Origin of the sequence: Klebsiella sp. LTGPAF-6F (assembly GCF_001753185.1) — a bacterium.
GTDB classification, from domain to species: domain Bacteria; phylum Pseudomonadota; class Gammaproteobacteria; order Enterobacterales; family Enterobacteriaceae; genus Klebsiella; species Klebsiella michiganensis.
The window spans coordinates 3720814-3739665 of sequence record NZ_CP017450.1; the positions used below are offsets into that span (position 1 = coordinate 3720814).

An 18852-nucleotide genomic window follows, 5' to 3' on the forward strand; every position below is an offset into this window, starting at 1 on the left:
GTTCTGCTCATTATAGCAAATTTGGTGAAAACGCCGGGGAAACTGAGTTACGGTGACAACGTCACCCTGTTCCAGACGTTGCATCGGGCTCTTTAAATACACCGCCTGGATGAAATCGTGCCCACCCGCACCGTTTTTGGCCCATTTCATCCACCACTGGACGCATGCCTGAGGTTCTTCTCGTGCCTGATATGAAGCTTTTTGCTGGTAACGCCACCCCGGAACTAGCACAACGTATTGCCAACCGCCTGTACACTTCTCTTGGCGACGCCGCTGTAGGTCGTTTTAGCGACGGCGAAGTCAGCGTACAAATCAATGAAAACGTACGCGGTGGTGATATTTTCATCATCCAGTCCACTTGTGCTCCCACCAACGACAACCTGATGGAACTGGTTGTTATGGTTGATGCTCTGCGTCGTGCTTCGGCAGGTCGTATCACCGCTGTTATCCCCTACTTCGGTTATGCTCGCCAGGACCGTCGTGTTCGTTCTGCTCGTGTGCCTATCACCGCGAAAGTGGTTGCTGACTTCCTGTCCAGCGTCGGCGTTGACCGCGTTCTGACCGTTGACCTGCACGCAGAACAAATTCAGGGCTTCTTTGACGTTCCGGTGGATAACGTATTCGGCAGCCCGATCCTGCTGGAAGATATGCTGCAGCTGAACCTGGATAACCCTATCGTGGTTTCTCCGGACATCGGCGGCGTGGTTCGCGCTCGCGCTATCGCCAAGCTGCTGAACGATACCGATATGGCTATCATCGACAAACGCCGTCCGCGCGCTAACGTTTCTCAGGTGATGCACATCATCGGTGACGTCGCCGGCCGTGACTGCGTAATGGTTGACGATATGATCGATACCGGCGGTACCCTGTGTAAAGCTGCGGAAGCGCTGAAAGAGCGCGGCGCGAAACGCGTATTCGCCTACGCCACGCACCCGATCTTCTCCGGCAACGCCATCCAGAACATCAAAAACTCTGTGATTGACGAATTCGTCGTCTGCGATACCATTCCGCTGACGCCGGAAATCAAAGCGCTGGAAAAGGTACGTACTCTGACGCTGTCTGGTATGCTGGCCGAAGCGATTCGTCGTATCAGCAACGAAGAATCTATCTCTGCTATGTTCGAACATTAATCGAGCCCGGCTCAAAAACCCGCTGCGGCGGGTTTTTTTGTCTCTGAACCTTTTATTCTCCACAAAATCATTCGGCATGCGTCAAGGCGGCAAGTGAATGAATCTCCGGCAGCGTACAGGCAGTACGAGACCGGGGTAAATGAACGCAGCCAACACAGAGGCATCCCGAAGGATGACGTGGAAATGACCGATGCCTCCTTCACCTGCCATTTAGTTGACAGATGATGCGCTCATGGATGAAACATTATTGTGAACAGATTATTTTCCTCACATGTGATGCCTTTCCGCGCCCTCATCGACGCTTGTTGGAAAGAAAAATATACCGCTTCGCGGTTTACTCGTGATGTGATTGCCGGGATTACCGTCGGGATTATCGCTATCCCGCTGGCGATGGCGCTGGCAATTGGCAGCGGGGTGGCGCCGCAGTACGGTCTCTATACCTCCGCGGTGGCGGGGATCGTAATTGCTTTAACCGGCGGCTCGCGCTTCAGCGTGTCCGGGCCAACCGCCGCTTTCGTGGTGATCCTCTACCCGGTCTCGCAGCAGTTCGGGCTCGCCGGGCTGTTGGTCGCCACCTTGATGTCGGGGATCTTCCTGATTCTTTTCGGCCTGGCGCGCTTTGGCCGCCTGATTGAGTATATTCCGCTATCGGTCACCCTCGGATTCACCTCCGGGATCGGTATCACCATCGGTACCATGCAAATTAAAGATTTTCTCGGTCTGCAGATGGCCCACGTGCCTGAACATTATCTGCAGAAAGTCGGCGCGCTGGCGATGGCGCTGCCGACCATTAACCCCGGCGATGCAGCCATCGGCGTTGTCACGCTGGGCACGCTGATTATCTGGCCGCGTCTGGGGATTCGTCTGCCGGGCCACCTGCCGGCCCTGCTGGCGGGCTGCGCGGTGATGGGCGTGGTCAACCTGCTTGGCGGGCACGTCGCCACCATCGGCTCTCAGTTCCACTATATTCTCGCCGACGGCAGCCAGGGCAACGGTATTCCGCAGCTGCTGCCGCAGCTGGTGCTGCCGTGGGATATGCCCGGTTCGGACTTCACCCTCAGCTGGTCCTCGCTGCAGGCGCTGCTGCCGGCGGCGTTTTCCATGGCCATGCTCGGGGCGATTGAGTCCCTGCTGTGCGCCGTGGTGCTGGACGGCATGACCGGCACCAAACACAAGGCCAACAGCGAGCTGATTGGCCAGGGGCTCGGCAATATCGTCGCGCCGTTCTTCGGCGGCATTACCGCCACCGCCGCTATCGCCCGCTCGGCGGCCAACGTTCGCGCCGGGGCGACCTCGCCGGTTTCCGCCGTGATCCACGCGCTGCTGGTGATCATGGCGCTGCTGGTGCTTGCCCCTCTGCTCTCCTGGCTGCCGCTTTCCGCGATGGCAGCGCTGCTGCTGATGGTGGCATGGAATATGAGCGAAGCGCACAAGGTCGTTAACCTGCTGCGCTATGCGCCAAAAGACGACATTATCGTCATGCTGATGTGTATGTCGCTGACCGTCCTGTTTGATATGGTCATCGCTATTAGCGTCGGTATTGTGCTGGCTTCCCTGCTGTTTATGCGCCGGATCGCGCGGATGACCCGCCTCGCGCCGGTCAACGTTGAGGTTCCCGATGACGTACTGGTGCTGCGCGTCATTGGTCCGCTGTTTTTCGCCGCCGCGGAAGGGTTGTTTACCGATCTGGAAACGCGGATTGCTGGCAAGCGTATCGTCGTGCTGAAGTGGGATGCGGTGCCGGTGCTGGATGCCGGCGGGCTGGATGCCTTCCAGCGCTTCGTGAATAAGCTGCCGGAAGGCTGTGAGCTACGCGTCTCGAACCTGGAATTTCAGCCCCTGCGTACCCTGGCGCGGGCAGGCGTTAAACCGATTCCGGGCCGCCTGAGCTTCTACCCGGACCGCAGCGCCGCGCTGGCGGATATTTAATTACCCGGCGGCAGGCCCCGGCGCCTGCCGCATCATTACGCCAATCGCCTGCTGAAGCCAGCCAAGCACCTCCGGCGTCATCCACGTTCCCTTCATTAAATGCGGCTCCCGCTCCATGGCATAACGAAACTTCTGCTGCGTGTGCGGATCCTTTCCCGCGTAAGACTGGAACAGCGCCAGCCAGCGCTGCGCCAGCTGCTGACCCTCCGCGGAGGCAGGCTCCCGCTTCTCACGACAGGCCCGATGCAGCTCGGCCACCAGCGCCGGCCACTCCATCAGGCGATCGAAATAGTGCTGCCGTGTAAAAGCCAGCTCTTCGGCGTTCAGATAGCGCGCCCAGATGGCCAGCTTGCTTTCGGCAAAAGCACGGGTAATGAAATCAATCATCTCCGGCGTCACCCCGGTTTGTTCGCGCATCTGCGGTTCGGCGGCGTGCATCTCATTCAGGCGAGTGAGAAACTCCGGCCTGCCGGCGGTATCCTGCTCCAGCTGCGCCATCCAGCGGGTGGCCAGCGCAATCGCCCGAGGCTCATCGGCCGGACAGCGTTCGCCCATAAGCTGCTGCGCTTCACCCACCAGCTCCAGCCATATCTGGTTACGCTGCGCATCCTGCTCTGCGAACGGCAGCACCTGTAATTCCTGTTGACTAAACCAGCGATCGTACATTTTCATTAGCTCCAGCATTTGTAGCCAGGACTCCAGGTCGGGCTCGTCTCCGCAGTCCAGCTCTTCACGCAGCAGCGCCAGGCGCTGGCGCAGCGTGGAGAGGGTTTGCAGCTGCCGGTCGAGGGTGGCGATCTGCTTGACCAGCAGGTCGGACAGCGAGAAGGCGTCCCGGTCGAGATAGTCCTTGATAGTGGCGAGTTCCAGCCCGGCCTGCGCCAGCGCTTTGATCATATGCAGTCGCTGAACGGCCGCCAGATTATAGAGCCGGTAACCCGCCGCGCTTCTGGCCGAAGGCGTCAGCAGTCCCGTTTGTTCATAGTGATGTAGCGTGCGGACGGTTATGCCGGCGCGCTTCGCCAGTTCACCCACCTGAATTAACATGACTGCTCCTTTCGTTTACCAGTGGCGCCACTCTGCTGCCTGACGTGACGTCAGGGTCAAGCGTTCTGTACAGGAATTGTATTAGGCAGACGGTGGCGAAGAAAGACGAAGAGAGAAAGGAGAATTTGAGACACCAACAAGCGGGCAGCCTGAACGGGCGGCATGAAAACGCACCAGCCGTTCACAACGGCTGGCGGTCTGGAATTCACTCAGCTGTGGCGATGCTGATCGCGGCGGCAGCGTTTATCGTAGTGGCGAACCCACCAGTATCTGTCGCTAACCTGTTCATGACCGCCGATACGGGCGCCAGCCAGCCACAGTACCGCGCCGACAAAGATACTCAAGATCGCGCCGTGTGCGAAAAACTGCGGCAGGTCAAGCTGCGGAAGCTGGTTTAAAATAGAATAACCAACGCCGACAACCATGACGACCAACCCCAACCCCATCAGCACATTACCGAGTAACGAAGCGTTTCTGCGTTTCATATGTCACCTCCGGAACCTTGGGTTGCATGGGAATATCCCCAAATCTTATAGGTGTAGTATAGACAATGGCCAATATAGCGATTGCGTGGACGATCACAGAAGCGAACATCTTGCCAACAAAAGTTTACAAATAACCCACTGAACAACATCAAATTCTAATTATTCAAACCCGTGATTATCTGTGGCAGGTGCGTTTCGCTGGCAGAATTTTGTCAACCGCGCGCGCAGACAGTACACTACGCGCCAGAGAACGATCCAAGCAGGATAAAAAAGTGAGCATAAAATTAATTGTCGGCCTGGCGAACCCCGGCGCAGAATACGCAGCGACCCGACATAACGCCGGCGCCTGGTACGTGGATTTACTGGCTGAACGCCACCGCGCGCCGCTGCGCGAAGAGAGCAAATTCTTCGGCTACACCTCGCGGATTAACCTTGCCGGCGAGGATGTCCGCCTGCTGGTGCCGACGACCTTTATGAACCTGAGCGGCAAAGCCGTCGGCGCGATGGCGACTTTCTTTCGCATCAACCCGGACGAAATCCTGGTCGCCCACGATGAGCTCGACTTACCGCCAGGCGTGGCTAAGTTTAAGCTGGGCGGCGGCCACGGCGGCCATAATGGCCTGAAAGACATCATCAGCAAGCTGGGCAATAACCCGAACTTTCACCGCTTACGCGTGGGAATCGGCCATCCGGGCGATAAAAATAAAGTTGTCGGTTTTGTGCTGGGCAAGCCGCCCGCCAGCGAACAGAAGCTGATTGATGAGGCCGTTGACGAAGCGGCACGCTGCACCGAGGTGTGGCTGAAGGATGGCCTGACTAAGGCGACCAACCGTTTACACGCTTTTAAAGCGCAATAACCGGTCGGCGTGCGGAATTTTTGTCACGCACCGTGTATAATAGGCGAAGCTATTTACTTTTCTGCAATCTGTTCACTGTAACAGGTTGATTATCCAAAGATTAAGGTGATTTAAATCATGGGATTCAAATGCGGTATCGTCGGTTTGCCCAACGTCGGCAAATCCACCCTGTTCAATGCGCTCACTAAAGCGGGTATTGAAGCGGCCAACTTCCCCTTCTGTACCATTGAGCCGAACACCGGTGTCGTGCCGATGCCCGATCCGCGTCTGGACAAACTGGCTGAAATCGTCAAACCACAGCGTATTCTGCCGACCACGATGGAATTCGTTGATATCGCAGGCCTCGTTAAAGGCGCGTCGAAAGGTGAAGGCCTGGGCAACCAGTTCCTGACCAACATCCGCGAAACCGAAGCTATCGGTCACGTGGTGCGCTGCTTCGAAAACGACAACATCATCCACGTTAACAATAAAGTGGATCCGGCTGACGATATTGACGTTATCAACACCGAGCTGGCGCTCTCCGACCTGGACACCTGCGAGCGCGCTATCCACCGCGTGCAGAAGAAAGCCAAAGGCGGCGATAAAGACGCGAAAGCCGAGCTGGCGGCGCTGGAAAAATGCCTGCCGCACCTTGAGAATGCCGGTATGCTGCGTTCGTTGAAAAACCTGACCGACGAAGACAAAGCGGCGATTAAATATCTGAGCTTCCTGACCCTGAAGCCGACCATGTATATCGCCAACGTCAACGAAGACGGCTTTGAGAACAACCCTTATCTCGATAAAGTCCGCGAAATCGCCGCCGCCGAAGGTTCTGTGGTGGTCGCCGTTTGCGCCGCCGTTGAGTCCGATATCGCCGAGCTGGACGATGCCGACCGCGATGAGTTTATGGCCGAGCTGGGTCTCGAAGAGCCGGGCCTGAACCGCGTTATCCGCGCCGGCTACGAGCTGCTGAACCTGCAGACCTACTTCACCGCAGGGGTGAAGGAAGTGCGCGCCTGGACTATCCCCGTCGGCGCCACTGCCCCGCAGGCCGCGGGTAAAATCCACACCGACTTTGAAAAAGGCTTTATCCGCGCGCAGACCATCGCCTATGAAGACTTTATTACCTATAAAGGCGAACAGGGTGCCAAAGAAGCCGGGAAAATGCGCGCTGAAGGTAAAGACTACATCGTGAAAGATGGCGATGTGATGAACTTCCTGTTCAACGTCTAAATAAAATTTGTTGTCTCATGAGGTTTCATTGAACCTCATGAACATCGAAAAAAACCACAAAATCCACGCAATTGCGTGGATTTTTCATTTCAGCAAGCGCGTAAGCAAGTCGCAGATGGAGTTAGCCCGACACAGGCTCGCCAGTTAGATAAGATCCGCAAGGTCAACGACGTCTCCAACACCTTTAAGCTGATCGCTAAAGAGTGGTTGCAGATGAAAGACTGGGCCGAAATTACCAAAACGCGCCGACTGGATATGCTTGAACGTGTGGTTTTCCCCGCAATAGGTAAGCTCCCAATCAGAGAGGTCACTCCACACCACATCCTTAGAATTCTTCAAGAAACTGCTAAACGAGGAGCACCGACAGTTGCCGCTGAAGCTCGCCGCACCGTTTCATCAGTTTTTGAGTTAGCAGTTGCAACGCTTAGAGCTGATAGCGATCCTGTACGGCCTGTGCGCAAGGCCCTTCCGGCCAATAAGACACAGCACAAACAAGCACTGAATCCTCAGCAAATCGGAAAGTTATTAAACTGTTTTGATAATAGTCGTGGCTCGTACCAGGTTAACTATTGTATGTGGCTTATGTGGTGGACATTGACGCGTCCTGCAGAAGCCACCGAAGCAGAATGGACAGAATTCGATCTTGATAACGCCCTGTGGACAATTCCGGCAGCGCGAATGAAAGCCCGCAGAGAACACGTTATTCCCCTACCCTCCCAAGCTATCAAAATGCTCAGAACACTACAGGGATTAACCGGGCATCGGCAGCACCTTTTCCCGGGCAGGGATAATCCGTTAGGTCCAATGACATCGCACTCGCTGCGCCAGCTACGTAAAAGCCTCGGCTGGAGTGGTACATATAGCCCACATGCAACCCGAACCACAGGAAGTACCCGTTTAAACGAGATGGGCTATCGACCTGATGCTATTGAGGCCCAACTTGCGCACGCTGATACCAACAATGTTCGTCGCACATACAACCATGCAACTTATCTTGATGAGCGAAAGGTTATGATGCAGGACTGGGCAAATAAACCTGAAGAATGGGTAGGAAGCGCGCGCAGCACTATTGATGTTTCGTAAACCATGATGTATTGGTCTGTTAATGCTGATTACTAACGATAATTTCCCATCAGATTATAAAAACTATATTTCAGTCTACACTTTTGTAACTATCTGATTATACGACCATTGTTACTCTCCTCACCCAGCGTTATAATTTCTTAGCACCCATTAGCGCAGGATGTTCCCATGAGCCGATACCGTGTCTCTGGCAGTGAAGGACAATATGAGAAAAACTCCGATGAGCAAGTTCTGGCAAATAAGCTGGGGATTGCTGATTCTGGTGAGATGGACGAAGCGGAGCTTGTGCTGTTAGAGAAGCTCTATCACTGCATTTTTGAAGAGCAGTTTCCAGCAGGGCAGATCACCGTTGCTTTGCTGAAAAGCTGGCATCGCCGCTGGCTGGGAAACATCTATGAGTGGGCCGGGCAAGAAAGGACTGTCAATATCAGCAAAGGGGGCTTTATGTTCGCGCCCTCTGCACAGTTGCCAAAACTAATACACGAATTCGACGCTAAATACCTTGCCCGATATACACCATGCACTAACATGAGCGAAGAACAGATCATAGAGGCTATTGCTGTAACCCATGTAGAGCTGATACTCATCCATCCATTCCGGGAAGGCAATGGACGTTTATCACGACTTTTAGCTGATGTGATGGCAGTTCAGGGGGGACACAGGCCGCTGGATTATCAAAGCTGGGAGCAAAACAAAGCCGAATATATTTCGGCTATCCACGCAGGTATGTCAATGGACTACGGCCCGATGTGTTATTGGGTCGGTACTGCGTTAAGACGTGATTAAACAGCAAGACGAAGATGGGCGAACTTTTTGCGCGTCGCTTCAAGCGAAGCTTCGATCTTCTCAGAAGACTGCCCCGTCTCAACGGCGGTTGACGTTGCTACCGAGCGAACAATGTCAGCGCGAGACGGTTTAACGTAATACACCTGCGTTTTCTTGTCATTGCTCATCGCGATTCCTCAGCTATCGAATGTGTAATCTGCACTCATTATATCAAGGTTTCGACACGACTTCACATCATCTGTAGCCCGACGTCATCAAGGGGCCATCTAGCTCTGATTTAGCACTGCACTGAATTTGGGCCAGGGTCAGTGGTAACTAGCCTCAGATAGCAGCATCAACTAAAGTGAGTACAGACATGAGTATGAAAATAAAAATCAAAAATAAAAACATTAAATATCAATTCAATAAATATCAAATCACGATTCAACGTCTAAGCGTTTCTTCGCCGTCATGCCATCCACAAAATCCACGCGCTCGCGTGGATTTTTTATTGCCCGCCGTTCCCGTCAGTTCTGACCCGCCGCCAGCGAATATTTCTTTATTTTGCGATACAGCGTGGCGATGCCGATGCCCAGCTCATCCGCCGCCTGCTTTTTATTACTGTAGCGAGAGAGCGCATCGCGGATCATCTGCCGCTCCATCTCCTCCAGCGCCGTCACATTCTCCTCCTGAGTGAGGGTCGCTGGCGCTGAAGCCGACGACGTCGCCTGGCTCGCCGCTTCTCCGCTGCTTAACAGATTCGGCGGCAGCAGCGACATATCGATGATTTCTCCCGACGGCACCACGTTGACCAGGTACTCCATCAGGTTGCTGAGTTCGCGAATATTGCCCGGCCAGCGATAGCGCTTAAGGAAATCGATCACGTCCTGCGCGACGCCGGGATAAACCAGATTGAGACGACCGGTATGCAGATGCAGGAAATAGTGAATCAGCAGTTCAATGTCGTCCTGACGTTCGCGCAGCGGCGGCAGACGCAGCGGAATCACGTTCAGACGATAGTAGAGATCTTCGCGGAACTTCCCTTCCGCGATGTACTGTTCCAGGTTTTGATTGGTCGCGGATATGATACGAATATCGACCTGAACCGGATGGCTGGCGCCCACCGGCTGAATCTCACGTGACTCAATGGCCCGCAGCAGCTTGGCCTGCAGAGTGAGCGGCATATCGCCAATTTCGTCAAGAAACAGCGTCCCGCTATTGGCCGCCTGAATCAGGCCGGTCTTACCGTTTGCCGATGCGCCGGTAAACGCCCCCTTCACGTAGCCAAACAGTTCGCTTTCTAACAGCTGCTCGGGTATCGCGGCGCAGTTAATCGCGATAAAGGGCTTCGCGTGGCGATCGCTGAGCTTGTGGATAGCGCGGGCAACCACCTCTTTCCCGGTCCCGCTTTCACCGGCAATCATCACGCTGGAGGGGCTCGGGGCCACGCGGCTGATGAGCTTTTTCAACTGCCGCATAGGTCGACACTCCCCCACCATCGCCTCAATCTGCGGCCCTTCCTGCCCGCAGCTGAAATCGGCCGAAGAGTGCGACTGATGGAACGCCATTAAAAATAACCACTGATCCTGCACCGCGTGCAGCTGGCCGATAATGAGCTCCTTGCGATCGTCAAAGGAGATAATGTGCTGCATGTGGCCGTGCTTGAAATTATCTTCGAAGGTCAACGGCTGAAACTGGATTGACTTACCAATCACCTGTCCCTGAGTGACGCTCATTATTTTCAAAGCGGCCTGGTTGGCAAATTTGACTCTTTGATCGTTGCCCACGACCAGTACGCCCTGATCCATATTTTCGATCATGGTTAAAAATATTTTATGGATATTGTCGCCGACCGCCCGCTCCTGCAAAAAGCGGGAAACGAATATGGTTGAGACATGACGAACATAATCAGAAAACTCCTGGATATTCGCATTTATACGTTCCTGCTGCTCGCGCGTCAGCGCAACCAGGCTAATAACGCCGACGCAGCGGTCGTGATACATCACCGGCGTGCCAAGAAAGGCTTTCTCTTCGCATTTCTCCTTATTGTTACAGTCTTTACACAGGGGGTCGAAGCGGGAATGGGTAACGACCTTCTCGGTCTGTGTTTCAATAATGTAACGCAGAAGCCGTGAATTTGAATTTAATTTATAGCCAATCTGTTTACTATAAGCGCCAGTTCCGGCGACCCGGTATAATTCGTTATCAACAATCTCGACCTCCAGCTGCAGCACGCTGGATAACATCCTTGCAAACTTTTGAATTGTAGGCTGAATCTGCATTAAAATGGAGGGTGCTTTGGACGGTATCATGTCTATCGGCCTTCTATTATTGCTCACCTGTTCGGCGTCAAGCGAAGCGGCTTTATTTATCTGCGGGGAATGATACCACTCCTTTTAGCCACCCGCGTTGATATAGATAGGGCCAATTCCCCCACCTTATCTTAAATATGCAAGAGCTATCACAGTTTCTTATCATTATGATAAATTTGCCGCGGTTTTTATCATATTGGCGCAATGTGAAGATGATAATCGCATTATTTACGGCGGCAACCCGCGCCTGTCCCGCAGAAATGGACGGTGGGGGGGAAATTTTCACCTTTATCTTCCCGGGATAACTCGCCTGAATTCGTGACAGACCTGGCATAATCTTAACTATTCAATCCTCTCCGCCGCCTCTCCCGGAGGATTTGGCACGCTTATTGTTAGTGGTAATACAGCGCTGGCAGTCGCTAATTCGGCAACTCTGCATATCCGACCGCACAGCAATCAATAAGCCGTCATTCACGACCAGGATTGAAACATGAAAACTGTTAACGAACTGATTAAGGATATCAATAAACTTAACTCTCATCTCAGTGAGAAAGACTTTCTGCTGACCTGGGAACAATCGCCGGATGAGCTGAAACAGGTGCTGGACGTCGCCGCCGCGCTAAAAACGCTACGCGCTGAAAATATCGCCACCAAAGTGTTTAACAGCGGATTGGGTATTTCCGTGTTCCGCGATAACTCAACCCGTACCCGCTTCTCCTACGCTTCCGCGCTTAATCTGTTAGGGCTGGCGCAACAGGATCTGGATGAGGGGAAATCGCAGATTGCCCACGGCGAAACGGTCCGTGAAACCGCCAACATGATCTCCTTCTGCGCCGACGCCATCGGCATTCGCGATGACATGTTCCTTGGCGCGGGCAACGCCTACATGCGCGAAGTCGGCGAAGCGCTGGACGACGGCCACAAGCAGGGCGTCCTGCCGCAGCGACCGGCGCTGATCAATCTGCAGTGCGATATCGACCACCCGACGCAATCCATGGCCGATCTCGCCTGGCTGCGCGAGCACTTCGGTTCGCTGGAGAATCTGAAAGGTAAAAAGATCGCCATGACCTGGGCCTACTCGCCGAGCTATGGCAAACCCCTCTCGGTGCCGCAGGGCATTATCGGCCTGATGACCCGCTTCGGTATGGACGTCACCCTCGCCCACCCGGAAGGGTACGACCTGATCCCTGACGTTATCGAAGTGGCAAAAAACAATGCCCAGGCCTCCGGCGGCAGCTTCCGCCAGGTGAACAGCATGGAGGAAGCCTTTAAAGACGCCGATATCGTCTATCCGAAATCCTGGGCGCCGTACAAGGTAATGGAAAAACGCACCGAACTGCTGCGCGCAAATGACCATGAAGGTCTGAAGGCGCTGGAGAAAGCCTGCCTTGAGCAGAACGCCGGCCATAAAGACTGGCACTGTACGGAAGAGATGATGAAGCACACCCGCGACGGTGAAGCGCTGTATATGCACTGCCTGCCGGCGGATATCACCGGCGTCTCCTGCGACGCGGGCGAAGTCACCGAGGGAGTCTTCGAGAAGTACCGGATCCCGACCTACAAAGAGGCCAGCTGGAAGCCGTACATCATCGCCGCGATGATCGTCTGCCGCAAATACGCGAACCCGGGCAAGGTGCTGGAGCAGCTGCTCAAGGAAGCGCAGAAACGCATCAAATAATCCCCAGGCTGGCCTGCGGGCCAGCCCCACGACTTTCGCATTTCAAAAAGGATAAGGATCGAGTATGTCTGCTTTCTCACTGAAAATGGATATTGCCGAAAACCGTTTTTTTAACGGAGAGATTTCACCGCTGTTTTCACGCCAGCAGGCGCAGCAGGCTCGCCGCTTTCATCAAAAGATCGCCGGCTATCAGCCTACGCCGCTGGTGGCGCTGAACGAACTTTCCGCGCTGTTTGGGGTACAAAAAATCCTCGTTAAAGATGAATCCCGGCGCTTTGGCCTCAACGCCTTCAAAATGCTCGGCGGCTCTTATGCTATCGCCCGGCTGCTGTGTGAAAGATATCATTTAGATATCAACGATCTCTCCTTCGAAACGCTCAAATCCAGCATCAAAGAGAAGATGACGTTCGCCACCACCACCGACGGCAACCACGGCCGCGGCGTGGCGTGGGCAGCCCGCCAGTTAGGCCAGAACGCCGTCATCTATATGCCGAAAGGCTCCGCGCAGGAGCGGGTTGACGCCATACTGCGCCTCGGCGCCGAGTGTATCGTCACCGACATGAACTACGACGACACCGTCCGCTTTACCATGCAGACCGCGCAGAAAAACGGCTGGGAGGTGGTGCAGGACACCGCCTGGGAAGGCTACACGAAAATTCCGACCTGGATTATGCAGGGCTACGCCACCCTCGCCGATGAAACGGTAGAACAGCTCTCCTCAATGGGTATCGCCCGTCCGACGCACGTGCTTCTGCAGGGCGGCGTGGGGGCGATGGCGGGCGGCGTGCTGGGCTACCTGGCCGATGTCTACGGCGCGAAGCATCTCCATTCCATTATCGTCGAGCCGGAGCTGGCCGACTGTCTCTACCGCTCTGCGCTGAAGGGCCAGATCGTCAACGTCAGCGGCGATATGGCCACCATTATGGCCGGTCTCGCCTGCGGTGAGCCCAACCCGCTGGGCTGGGAAGTGCTGCGCAACTGCGCCACGCAGTTCGTCTCCTGTCAGGACGCCGTCGCCGCCCTCGGCATGCGGGTGCTGGGAAACCCGGCGGGCCAGGATCCGCGCGTTATTTCCGGCGAATCCGGCGCCGTCGGTCTCGGCCTGCTGGCGGCGATTTATTTCCATCCGCAGCGCGAAGCGCTGATGCACAAGCTCAAGCTGGATAGCGATTCCGTGGTGCTGGTGATTAGCACCGAAGGCGACACCGACGTTAAGCACTATCGCGAAGTCGTCTGGGAAGGCAAACATCCGGCCGCGCAGTAGCCGATTGATCAACATTCCTCCCGCCCGGCGGGACCCCCGTATTCAGAACTGGAGAACATCCTTATGGCTAAGCAAATTCCGTTCAACGCGATCCTGGAAAAATCAAAACAATACGAAAAAGAGATGACCCGCTTCCTGCGCGATATGATCGCCATCCCCAGCGAAAGCAGCGATGAGAAGCGCGTGGTGCACCGTATCAAAGAGGAGATGGAGAAAGTCGGGTTCGACAAAGTGGAAATCGATCCGATGGGTAACGTGCTGGGCTACATCGGCCACGGCCCGCGTCTGGTCGCCATGGACGCGCACATTGATACCGTCGGCATTGGCAACATCAAGAACTGGAACTTCGACCCGTACGAAGGTATGGAGACCGATGAGCTGATCGGCGGACGCGGCGCGTCTGACCAGGAGGGCGGAATGGCCTCCATGGTTTACGCCGGTAAAATCATTAAAGATCTGGGCCTGGAAGATGAGTATACCCTGCTGGTGACCGGTACCGTTCAGGAAGAGGATTGCGACGGCCTGTGCTGGCAGTACATTATTGAACAATCCGGCATACGTCCGGAATTCGTGGTCAGCACCGAACCTACCGACTGCCAGATTTACCGCGGACAGCGCGGGCGTATGGAGATCCGCGTGGAGGTTCAGGGCGTCAGCTGCCACGGCTCCGCCCCGGAGCGCGGCGATAACGCCATCTTCAAAATGGCGCCCGTTCTCACCGAGCTGGAACAGCTTTCGCACAAGCTGGGCGATGACGAATTCCTCGGCAAAGGCACCCTGACCGTTTCCGAGATTTTCTTCACCTCGCCGAGCCGCTGCGCGGTAGCGGATAGCTGCGCCGTCTCCATTGACCGCCGTCTGACCTGGGGCGAAACCTGGGAAGGCGCGCTGGAAGAGATCCGCGCGCTGCCGGCGGTGAAAAAAGCCGCCGCGGTGGTCTCGATGTACAACTACGAACGCCCCTCCTGGACCGGCCTGGTCTACCCGACCGAATGCTACTTCCCGACCTGGAAAGTGGAAGAGAACCACTTCACCGTTCGCGCCCTGAGCAACGCCTATGAAGGTCTGTTCGGCAAAGCGCCGGTGGTGGATAAGTGGACCTTCTCCACCAACGGCGTCTCCATTATGGGCCGCCACGGCATTCCGGTTATCGGCTTTGGGCCTGGGAAAGAGCCGGAGGCGCATGCGCCGAATGAGAAAACCTGGAAATCGCATCTGGTAACCTGCGCCGCGATGTATGCCGCTATCCCGCTGAGCTGGCTGGCCACGGAGTAATTGTTCGTCCTGTCTGCCGCCGCGCTCTGCGGCGGTATGTTGAGGTTTCTATGCGCGTACTGATTAAAAATGGCCTCGTCGTCAACGCCGACGGACAGGTAAAGCAGGACCTGCTCATTGAAGATGGCCTCGTCAAGCGCCTTGCCAGTTCTATTGAGGCAGAACAACCCTGCGAAGTGATTGACGCCGAGGGCTGCTACGTGATGCCCGGCGGCGTCGACGTTCATACGCATTTCAATATTGATGTGGGTCTCGCCCGCAGCTGCGATGATTTCTTTACCGGCACCCGGGCCGCGGCCTGCGGCGGTACCACCACTATTGTTGATCATATGGGCTTCGGGCCCGTCGGCTGCCACCTGCGCCACCAGTTCGAGGTCTATCGCGGCTACGCCGCCTATAAAGCCGTTATCGACTACAGTTTTCACGGCGTTATCCAGCACGTTAACCACGGCATTCTCGACGAGATCCCGATGATGGTGGATAGCGGCATCAGCAGCTTTAAGCTCTATCTGACCTACCAGTACAAACTCAGCGATGATGAGATATTGCAGGCGATGCGCCACCTGCAGCGCGCCGGCGCGCTGACGACGGTGCATCCGGAAAACGATGCCGCCATCGCCCAGCGCCGGGCGGAATTTATCAACGCCGGTAAAACCGCACCGCGCTATCACGCCCTGAGCCGCCCGCTGGAGTGCGAGGCGGAAGCCATCGCCCGAACGATCAACCTCGCGCAGCTGGCGGGAAACGCGCCGCTGTATATCGTGCATCTTTCCAACGCCCTGGGCCTGGAGTACCTGCGCCTCGCCAGAAGACGCCACCAGCCGGTGTGGGTGGAGACCTGTCCGCAGTATCTGCTGCTGGACGAGCGCTGCTACGAGCGCGAAGACGCGCTTAACTATCTGCTCAGCCCTCCCCTGCGCAACGCCAGCAACAACGATGCGCTATGGCGCGGTATCCATGATGGAGATATTGACACGGTCGCCACCGACCACTGCGCGTTCTCTGCGCAGCAGCGCAGGCAGATCTCCGGCGGCGACTTTAGCCGCTGCCCGAACGGCCTGCCGGGGGTGGAAAACCGCCTGCTGCTGCTGTTTTCGCACGGCGTGATGACCGGGCGCATCACCCCTGAGCGCTTTGTGGCGCTCACCAGCGCCAACCCGGCGAAGCTGTTTGGCCTGTGGCCGCAGAAGGGGCTGCTGGCGCCCGGCGCCGATGGCGACGTGGTTATCATCGATCCGCAGCGTACCACCACCATCCGTCATGCCATGCTGCACGACAACGCCGACTATTCACCCTATGAAGGCTTTATCTGTCAGGGCGCGATTCGCCAGACGCTCTCCCACGGCAGAGTGATCTTTGATAACGGCACCTTTACCGGCATCGCCGGACAGGGCCGCTTTTTACGCCGACAACCCTTTTCCACCGCTCACCAGGCCGTCAGCGGAACAGAAACGTAATGAGAGGAAGCTATGAGTAAAAAAATTGTTCTCGCTCTCGGCGGGAATGCGCTGGGCGACGATCTCGCCGGACAGATGCAGGCCGTACGACACACCGCACGGACGATCGTCGATCTTATCGCCCTTGGCAACCAGGTGGTGGTCACTCACGGCAACGGTCCGCAGGTGGGCATGATCAACCAGGCCTTCGAAGCCGCGGCAAAAACCGAGGCCCATACGCCCATGCTGCCGATGTCGGTCTGCGTGGCCCTGAGCCAGGGCTACATCGGCTACGACCTGCAGAACGCGATTCGTGAAGAACTGCTAACGCGCCAGCTGGATATCCCGGTGGCGACCCTGATAACCCAGGTGGAAGTGGACGCTAACGATAAGGCATTTCTTAATCCGACCAAGCCCATCGGCTCGTTCTTCAGCAAAGAAGAGGCTGAAAAGCTGAGCCAAAACGGCTACATCATGAAAGAGGACGCCGGGCGCGGCTACCGTCGCGTCGTCGCGTCGCCCATGCCGGTAGATATTATCGAGAAACAAACGGTAAAAGCGCTGATGGATGACTGCCACGTGGTGATCACCGTCGGCGGCGGCGGCATTCCGGTGATTCGCGAGGGTAACCATCTGCGCGGCGCCAGCGCGGTTATCGACAAGGACTGGGCCAGCGCGAAGCTGGCGGAGATGATCGACGCCGACCTGCTGATCATTCTCACCGCCGTAGAAAAGGTGGCGATCAACTTCGGTAAACCTGACGAACAGTGGCTGGATAACCTCTCCCTGCGCGATGCCGAACGCTTTATCGAAGAGGGGCACTTTGCCAAAGGCTCAATGCTGCCAAAAGTGGAAGCCGCCGCCGCCTTCGCCCGCTCAGGGCCGGGGCGTAAAGCGCTGATCACGATGCTGAGCAAAGCCAAAGAGGGGATTGAAGGAAAAACGGGCACCATTATTAGCCAATAAGCTGTACGCCACGGGTTGCCGGGAACCTCCCGGCAACATTTCCCTCGCAGAAGCTCAGACCTCCACCGCCTCAGCCAGACAATCCGGCTGGCACGCTTGCCTCACCTGGTTCATCAGCCCCCCCGGCGCGCCGTTTTTCACCTGCAGGATCTCCGCCAGCACGCTGATGGCAATCTCGTTTGGCGTCTCGGCGCCGATGTCATAGCCAATCGGCGCCCGCAGACGGCTGATATCCGCCTCCGTTACGCCGTTTTCCCGCATCTGGCGGACAAAGGCCTGCACTTTCCGCCGGCTGGCCAGCAGCCCCAGCCACGCCACCGGCTGGGTTATCAGCCTGTCCAGCGCCTCCCGATCCTGGTTGTTGGTGGCAATCAGCACGAAATCCTGCGGCCGGACCGCCATCGCCTCCACCACGTCCGTAAAGCTGGCAGCGTGCACCAGCCGCGCCGAAAGCGGAAAAGCGTCGGGGCAAAGGCTGGCGGAATAGATATCGCCGACGCAGATGTCAAAATCCACCCGCGCCGCGGCGTGGGCAACCGCGCGGTTAACGTGCCCGGCGCCGACCAGCAGCAGGCGCGGGCGCAGGCCGTGCACGCTGATGTAAACCGACATCGCGCCGCCGCAGTCGGAGCCCACGGCGTCGCTGCCGGTGCGCGCCATGCGGCCGTGAAACATTCGCGACGCCCTTTCGCGCAGCGCTTCCAGCGCCGCATCGATGACTTTACGCTCCACCATTCCGCCGCCAATGGTGCCCACAATCGAACCGTCCTCCCGGATAAGCATCTGAGCGGAGTGTCGGGGGGTGGAGCCCCGACTTTCGACAATCTGCGCCAGGGCAAAGGGGCGATTCTGCTCCTCAAGTCGTGCTGCTTCTGCAAAAATATTCATACCAACCTCAAAGGCGATGTTTACGGCTCTATTTGTTTACCTGCGATATTTCCCGGGTTCTCAGTTTGAGAGTTTACCCGGCGTTGAAATAGCGTCGCAGCGACCCGTATCGACTATGCAATATTTATACTTAGCCGCCGTTTTTCATCGCAAATTGTGAGACAGGTCATTTCGTTAGCCGTAATGACGCTGCAACCGGGATCCTACGCCGAATATTTCCTCTGTCGCCGCGATAAAAGAAAGCCGCCCGCTGAAATCACCGCCGAACGGCCGGCATAAATTATCATTCTGATATTCAGGATCTGATTTTGAGAAATCTCGCCGAATGATAAAGCGTATTGATTTGAGTTCTCATTTCCCCGCTGTGGAATTATTCACGCATTCGCGTCGAGTTTCGACCTGGTTCACAAATTAATTATTCTACCGCCGCGGTTTGAATAACTGGTGTGATTGTTGCTCCTCTTTCGTTATCCGTCGGGATGATTACCACCGGCAATGTCGATCTTACAATGATATCTAAGGAGA

General features: G+C 56.0%; 15 protein-coding genes and 1 pseudogene. 11 read left to right on the forward strand and 5 right to left on the reverse strand.

From position 1 onward, the window contains the following. Positions 1 to 182 precede the first annotated feature (182 nt). Entirely contained in the window at positions 183 to 1130 is a 948-nt protein-coding gene (gene prs / locus BJF97_RS17395; protein ID WP_004103157.1) for a ribose-phosphate diphosphokinase, read from the forward strand. Positions 1131 to 1379: 249 nt separating this feature from the next. Then, entirely contained in the window at positions 1380 to 3059 is a 1680-nt protein-coding gene (gene dauA, locus BJF97_RS17400) for a C4-dicarboxylic acid transporter DauA (RefSeq protein WP_014229756.1), read from the forward strand. On the opposite strand, the gene BJF97_RS17405 is transcribed toward dauA, so the two are convergent. Both BJF97_RS17405 and ychH read right to left on the reverse strand, forming a co-directional pair. Beyond that, a complete protein-coding gene (locus tag BJF97_RS17405) occupies positions 3060 to 4106 on the reverse strand; it encodes a MerR family transcriptional regulator (RefSeq protein ID WP_032694085.1) in 1047 nt (348 codons plus the stop codon). Between the two features lie 209 nt (positions 4107 to 4315). Further along, positions 4316 to 4591 carry a stress-induced protein YchH gene (ychH, locus tag BJF97_RS17410; protein ID WP_004103160.1) on the reverse strand — a complete coding sequence of 92 codons (276 nt, stop codon included), beginning with the start codon at positions 4589 to 4591 and terminating at the stop codon, positions 4316 to 4318. A 272-nt stretch (positions 4592 to 4863) separates the two neighbouring features. Here ychH and pth point away from each other — a divergent pair, with 272 nt between their 5' ends. From pth to BJF97_RS17430, 4 genes are all read left to right on the forward strand, one after another. Beyond that, a complete protein-coding gene (gene pth, locus BJF97_RS17415) occupies positions 4864 to 5448 on the forward strand; it encodes an aminoacyl-tRNA hydrolase (protein ID WP_004121831.1) in 585 nt (194 codons plus the stop codon). A gap of 117 nt (positions 5449 to 5565) precedes the next feature. Continuing rightward, positions 5566 to 6660 carry a redox-regulated ATPase YchF gene (gene ychF / locus BJF97_RS17420; RefSeq protein ID WP_032694087.1) on the forward strand — a complete coding sequence of 365 codons (1095 nt, stop codon included), beginning with the start codon at positions 5566 to 5568 and terminating at the stop codon, positions 6658 to 6660. Between the two features lie 75 nt (positions 6661 to 6735). Further along, the gene (locus BJF97_RS17425; RefSeq protein ID WP_074193846.1) at positions 6736 to 7743 is read left to right on the forward strand and encodes a tyrosine-type recombinase/integrase; all 1008 of its coding nucleotides are present in this window, start codon (positions 6736 to 6738) and stop codon (positions 7741 to 7743) included. A 168-nt stretch (positions 7744 to 7911) separates the two neighbouring features. Further along, the gene (locus BJF97_RS17430; protein WP_014229759.1) at positions 7912 to 8529 is read left to right on the forward strand and encodes a Fic/DOC family protein; all 618 of its coding nucleotides are present in this window, start codon (positions 7912 to 7914) and stop codon (positions 8527 to 8529) included. On the opposite strand, the gene BJF97_RS34755 is transcribed toward BJF97_RS17430, so the two are convergent. Together BJF97_RS34755 and BJF97_RS17435 are read right to left on the reverse strand one after the other, a co-directional pair. Further along, on the reverse strand, positions 8526 to 8696 hold the full coding sequence (locus BJF97_RS34755) for a hypothetical protein (protein ID WP_004900141.1): 171 nt from the start codon (positions 8694 to 8696) through the stop codon (positions 8526 to 8528). The two genes, BJF97_RS17430 and BJF97_RS34755, sit on opposite strands and share 4 nt — an antisense overlap. Positions 8697 to 9035: 339 nt before the next feature. Then, entirely contained in the window at positions 9036 to 10820 is a 1785-nt protein-coding gene (locus BJF97_RS17435; protein ID WP_025108444.1) for a sigma-54 interaction domain-containing protein, read from the reverse strand. Positions 10821 to 11310: 490 nt separating this feature from the next. On the opposite strand from BJF97_RS17435, the gene ygeW reads away from it, so the two are divergent. The 5 genes from ygeW to arcC all read left to right on the forward strand — a co-directional run bounded on the left by ygeW (position 11311) and on the right by arcC (position 17439). Then, positions 11311 to 12498, forward strand: coding sequence for a knotted carbamoyltransferase YgeW (gene ygeW, locus BJF97_RS17440; protein ID WP_014838770.1), 1188 nt, complete (start codon positions 11311 to 11313; stop codon positions 12496 to 12498). A gap of 64 nt (positions 12499 to 12562) precedes the next feature. Then, on the forward strand, positions 12563 to 13762 hold the full coding sequence (gene dpaL / locus BJF97_RS17445; protein ID WP_014838771.1) for a diaminopropionate ammonia-lyase: 1200 nt from the start codon (positions 12563 to 12565) through the stop codon (positions 13760 to 13762). A 63-nt stretch (positions 13763 to 13825) separates the two neighbouring features. Then, complete coding sequence (locus tag BJF97_RS17450; protein WP_004851906.1) at positions 13826 to 15037, forward strand: YgeY family selenium metabolism-linked hydrolase; 1212 nt, start codon at positions 13826 to 13828, stop codon at positions 15035 to 15037. Positions 15038 to 15087: 50 nt separating this feature from the next. Beyond that, positions 15088 to 16494 carry a dihydropyrimidinase gene (gene hydA / locus BJF97_RS17455; RefSeq protein WP_004851908.1) on the forward strand — a complete coding sequence of 469 codons (1407 nt, stop codon included), beginning with the start codon at positions 15088 to 15090 and terminating at the stop codon, positions 16492 to 16494. A 12-nt stretch (positions 16495 to 16506) separates the two neighbouring features. Then, positions 16507 to 17439: a carbamate kinase gene (arcC, locus tag BJF97_RS17460; protein ID WP_032694089.1), complete on the forward strand. Its 933-nt coding sequence runs from the start codon at positions 16507 to 16509 to the stop codon at positions 17437 to 17439. Positions 17440 to 17550: 111 nt separating this feature from the next. Here arcC and BJF97_RS17465 read toward each other — a convergent pair. Next, positions 17551 to 18327 (reverse strand): annotated as a pseudogene (locus tag BJF97_RS17465) (XdhC family protein); the annotation flags it as partial. Positions 18328 to 18852: the final 525 nt, after the last annotated feature.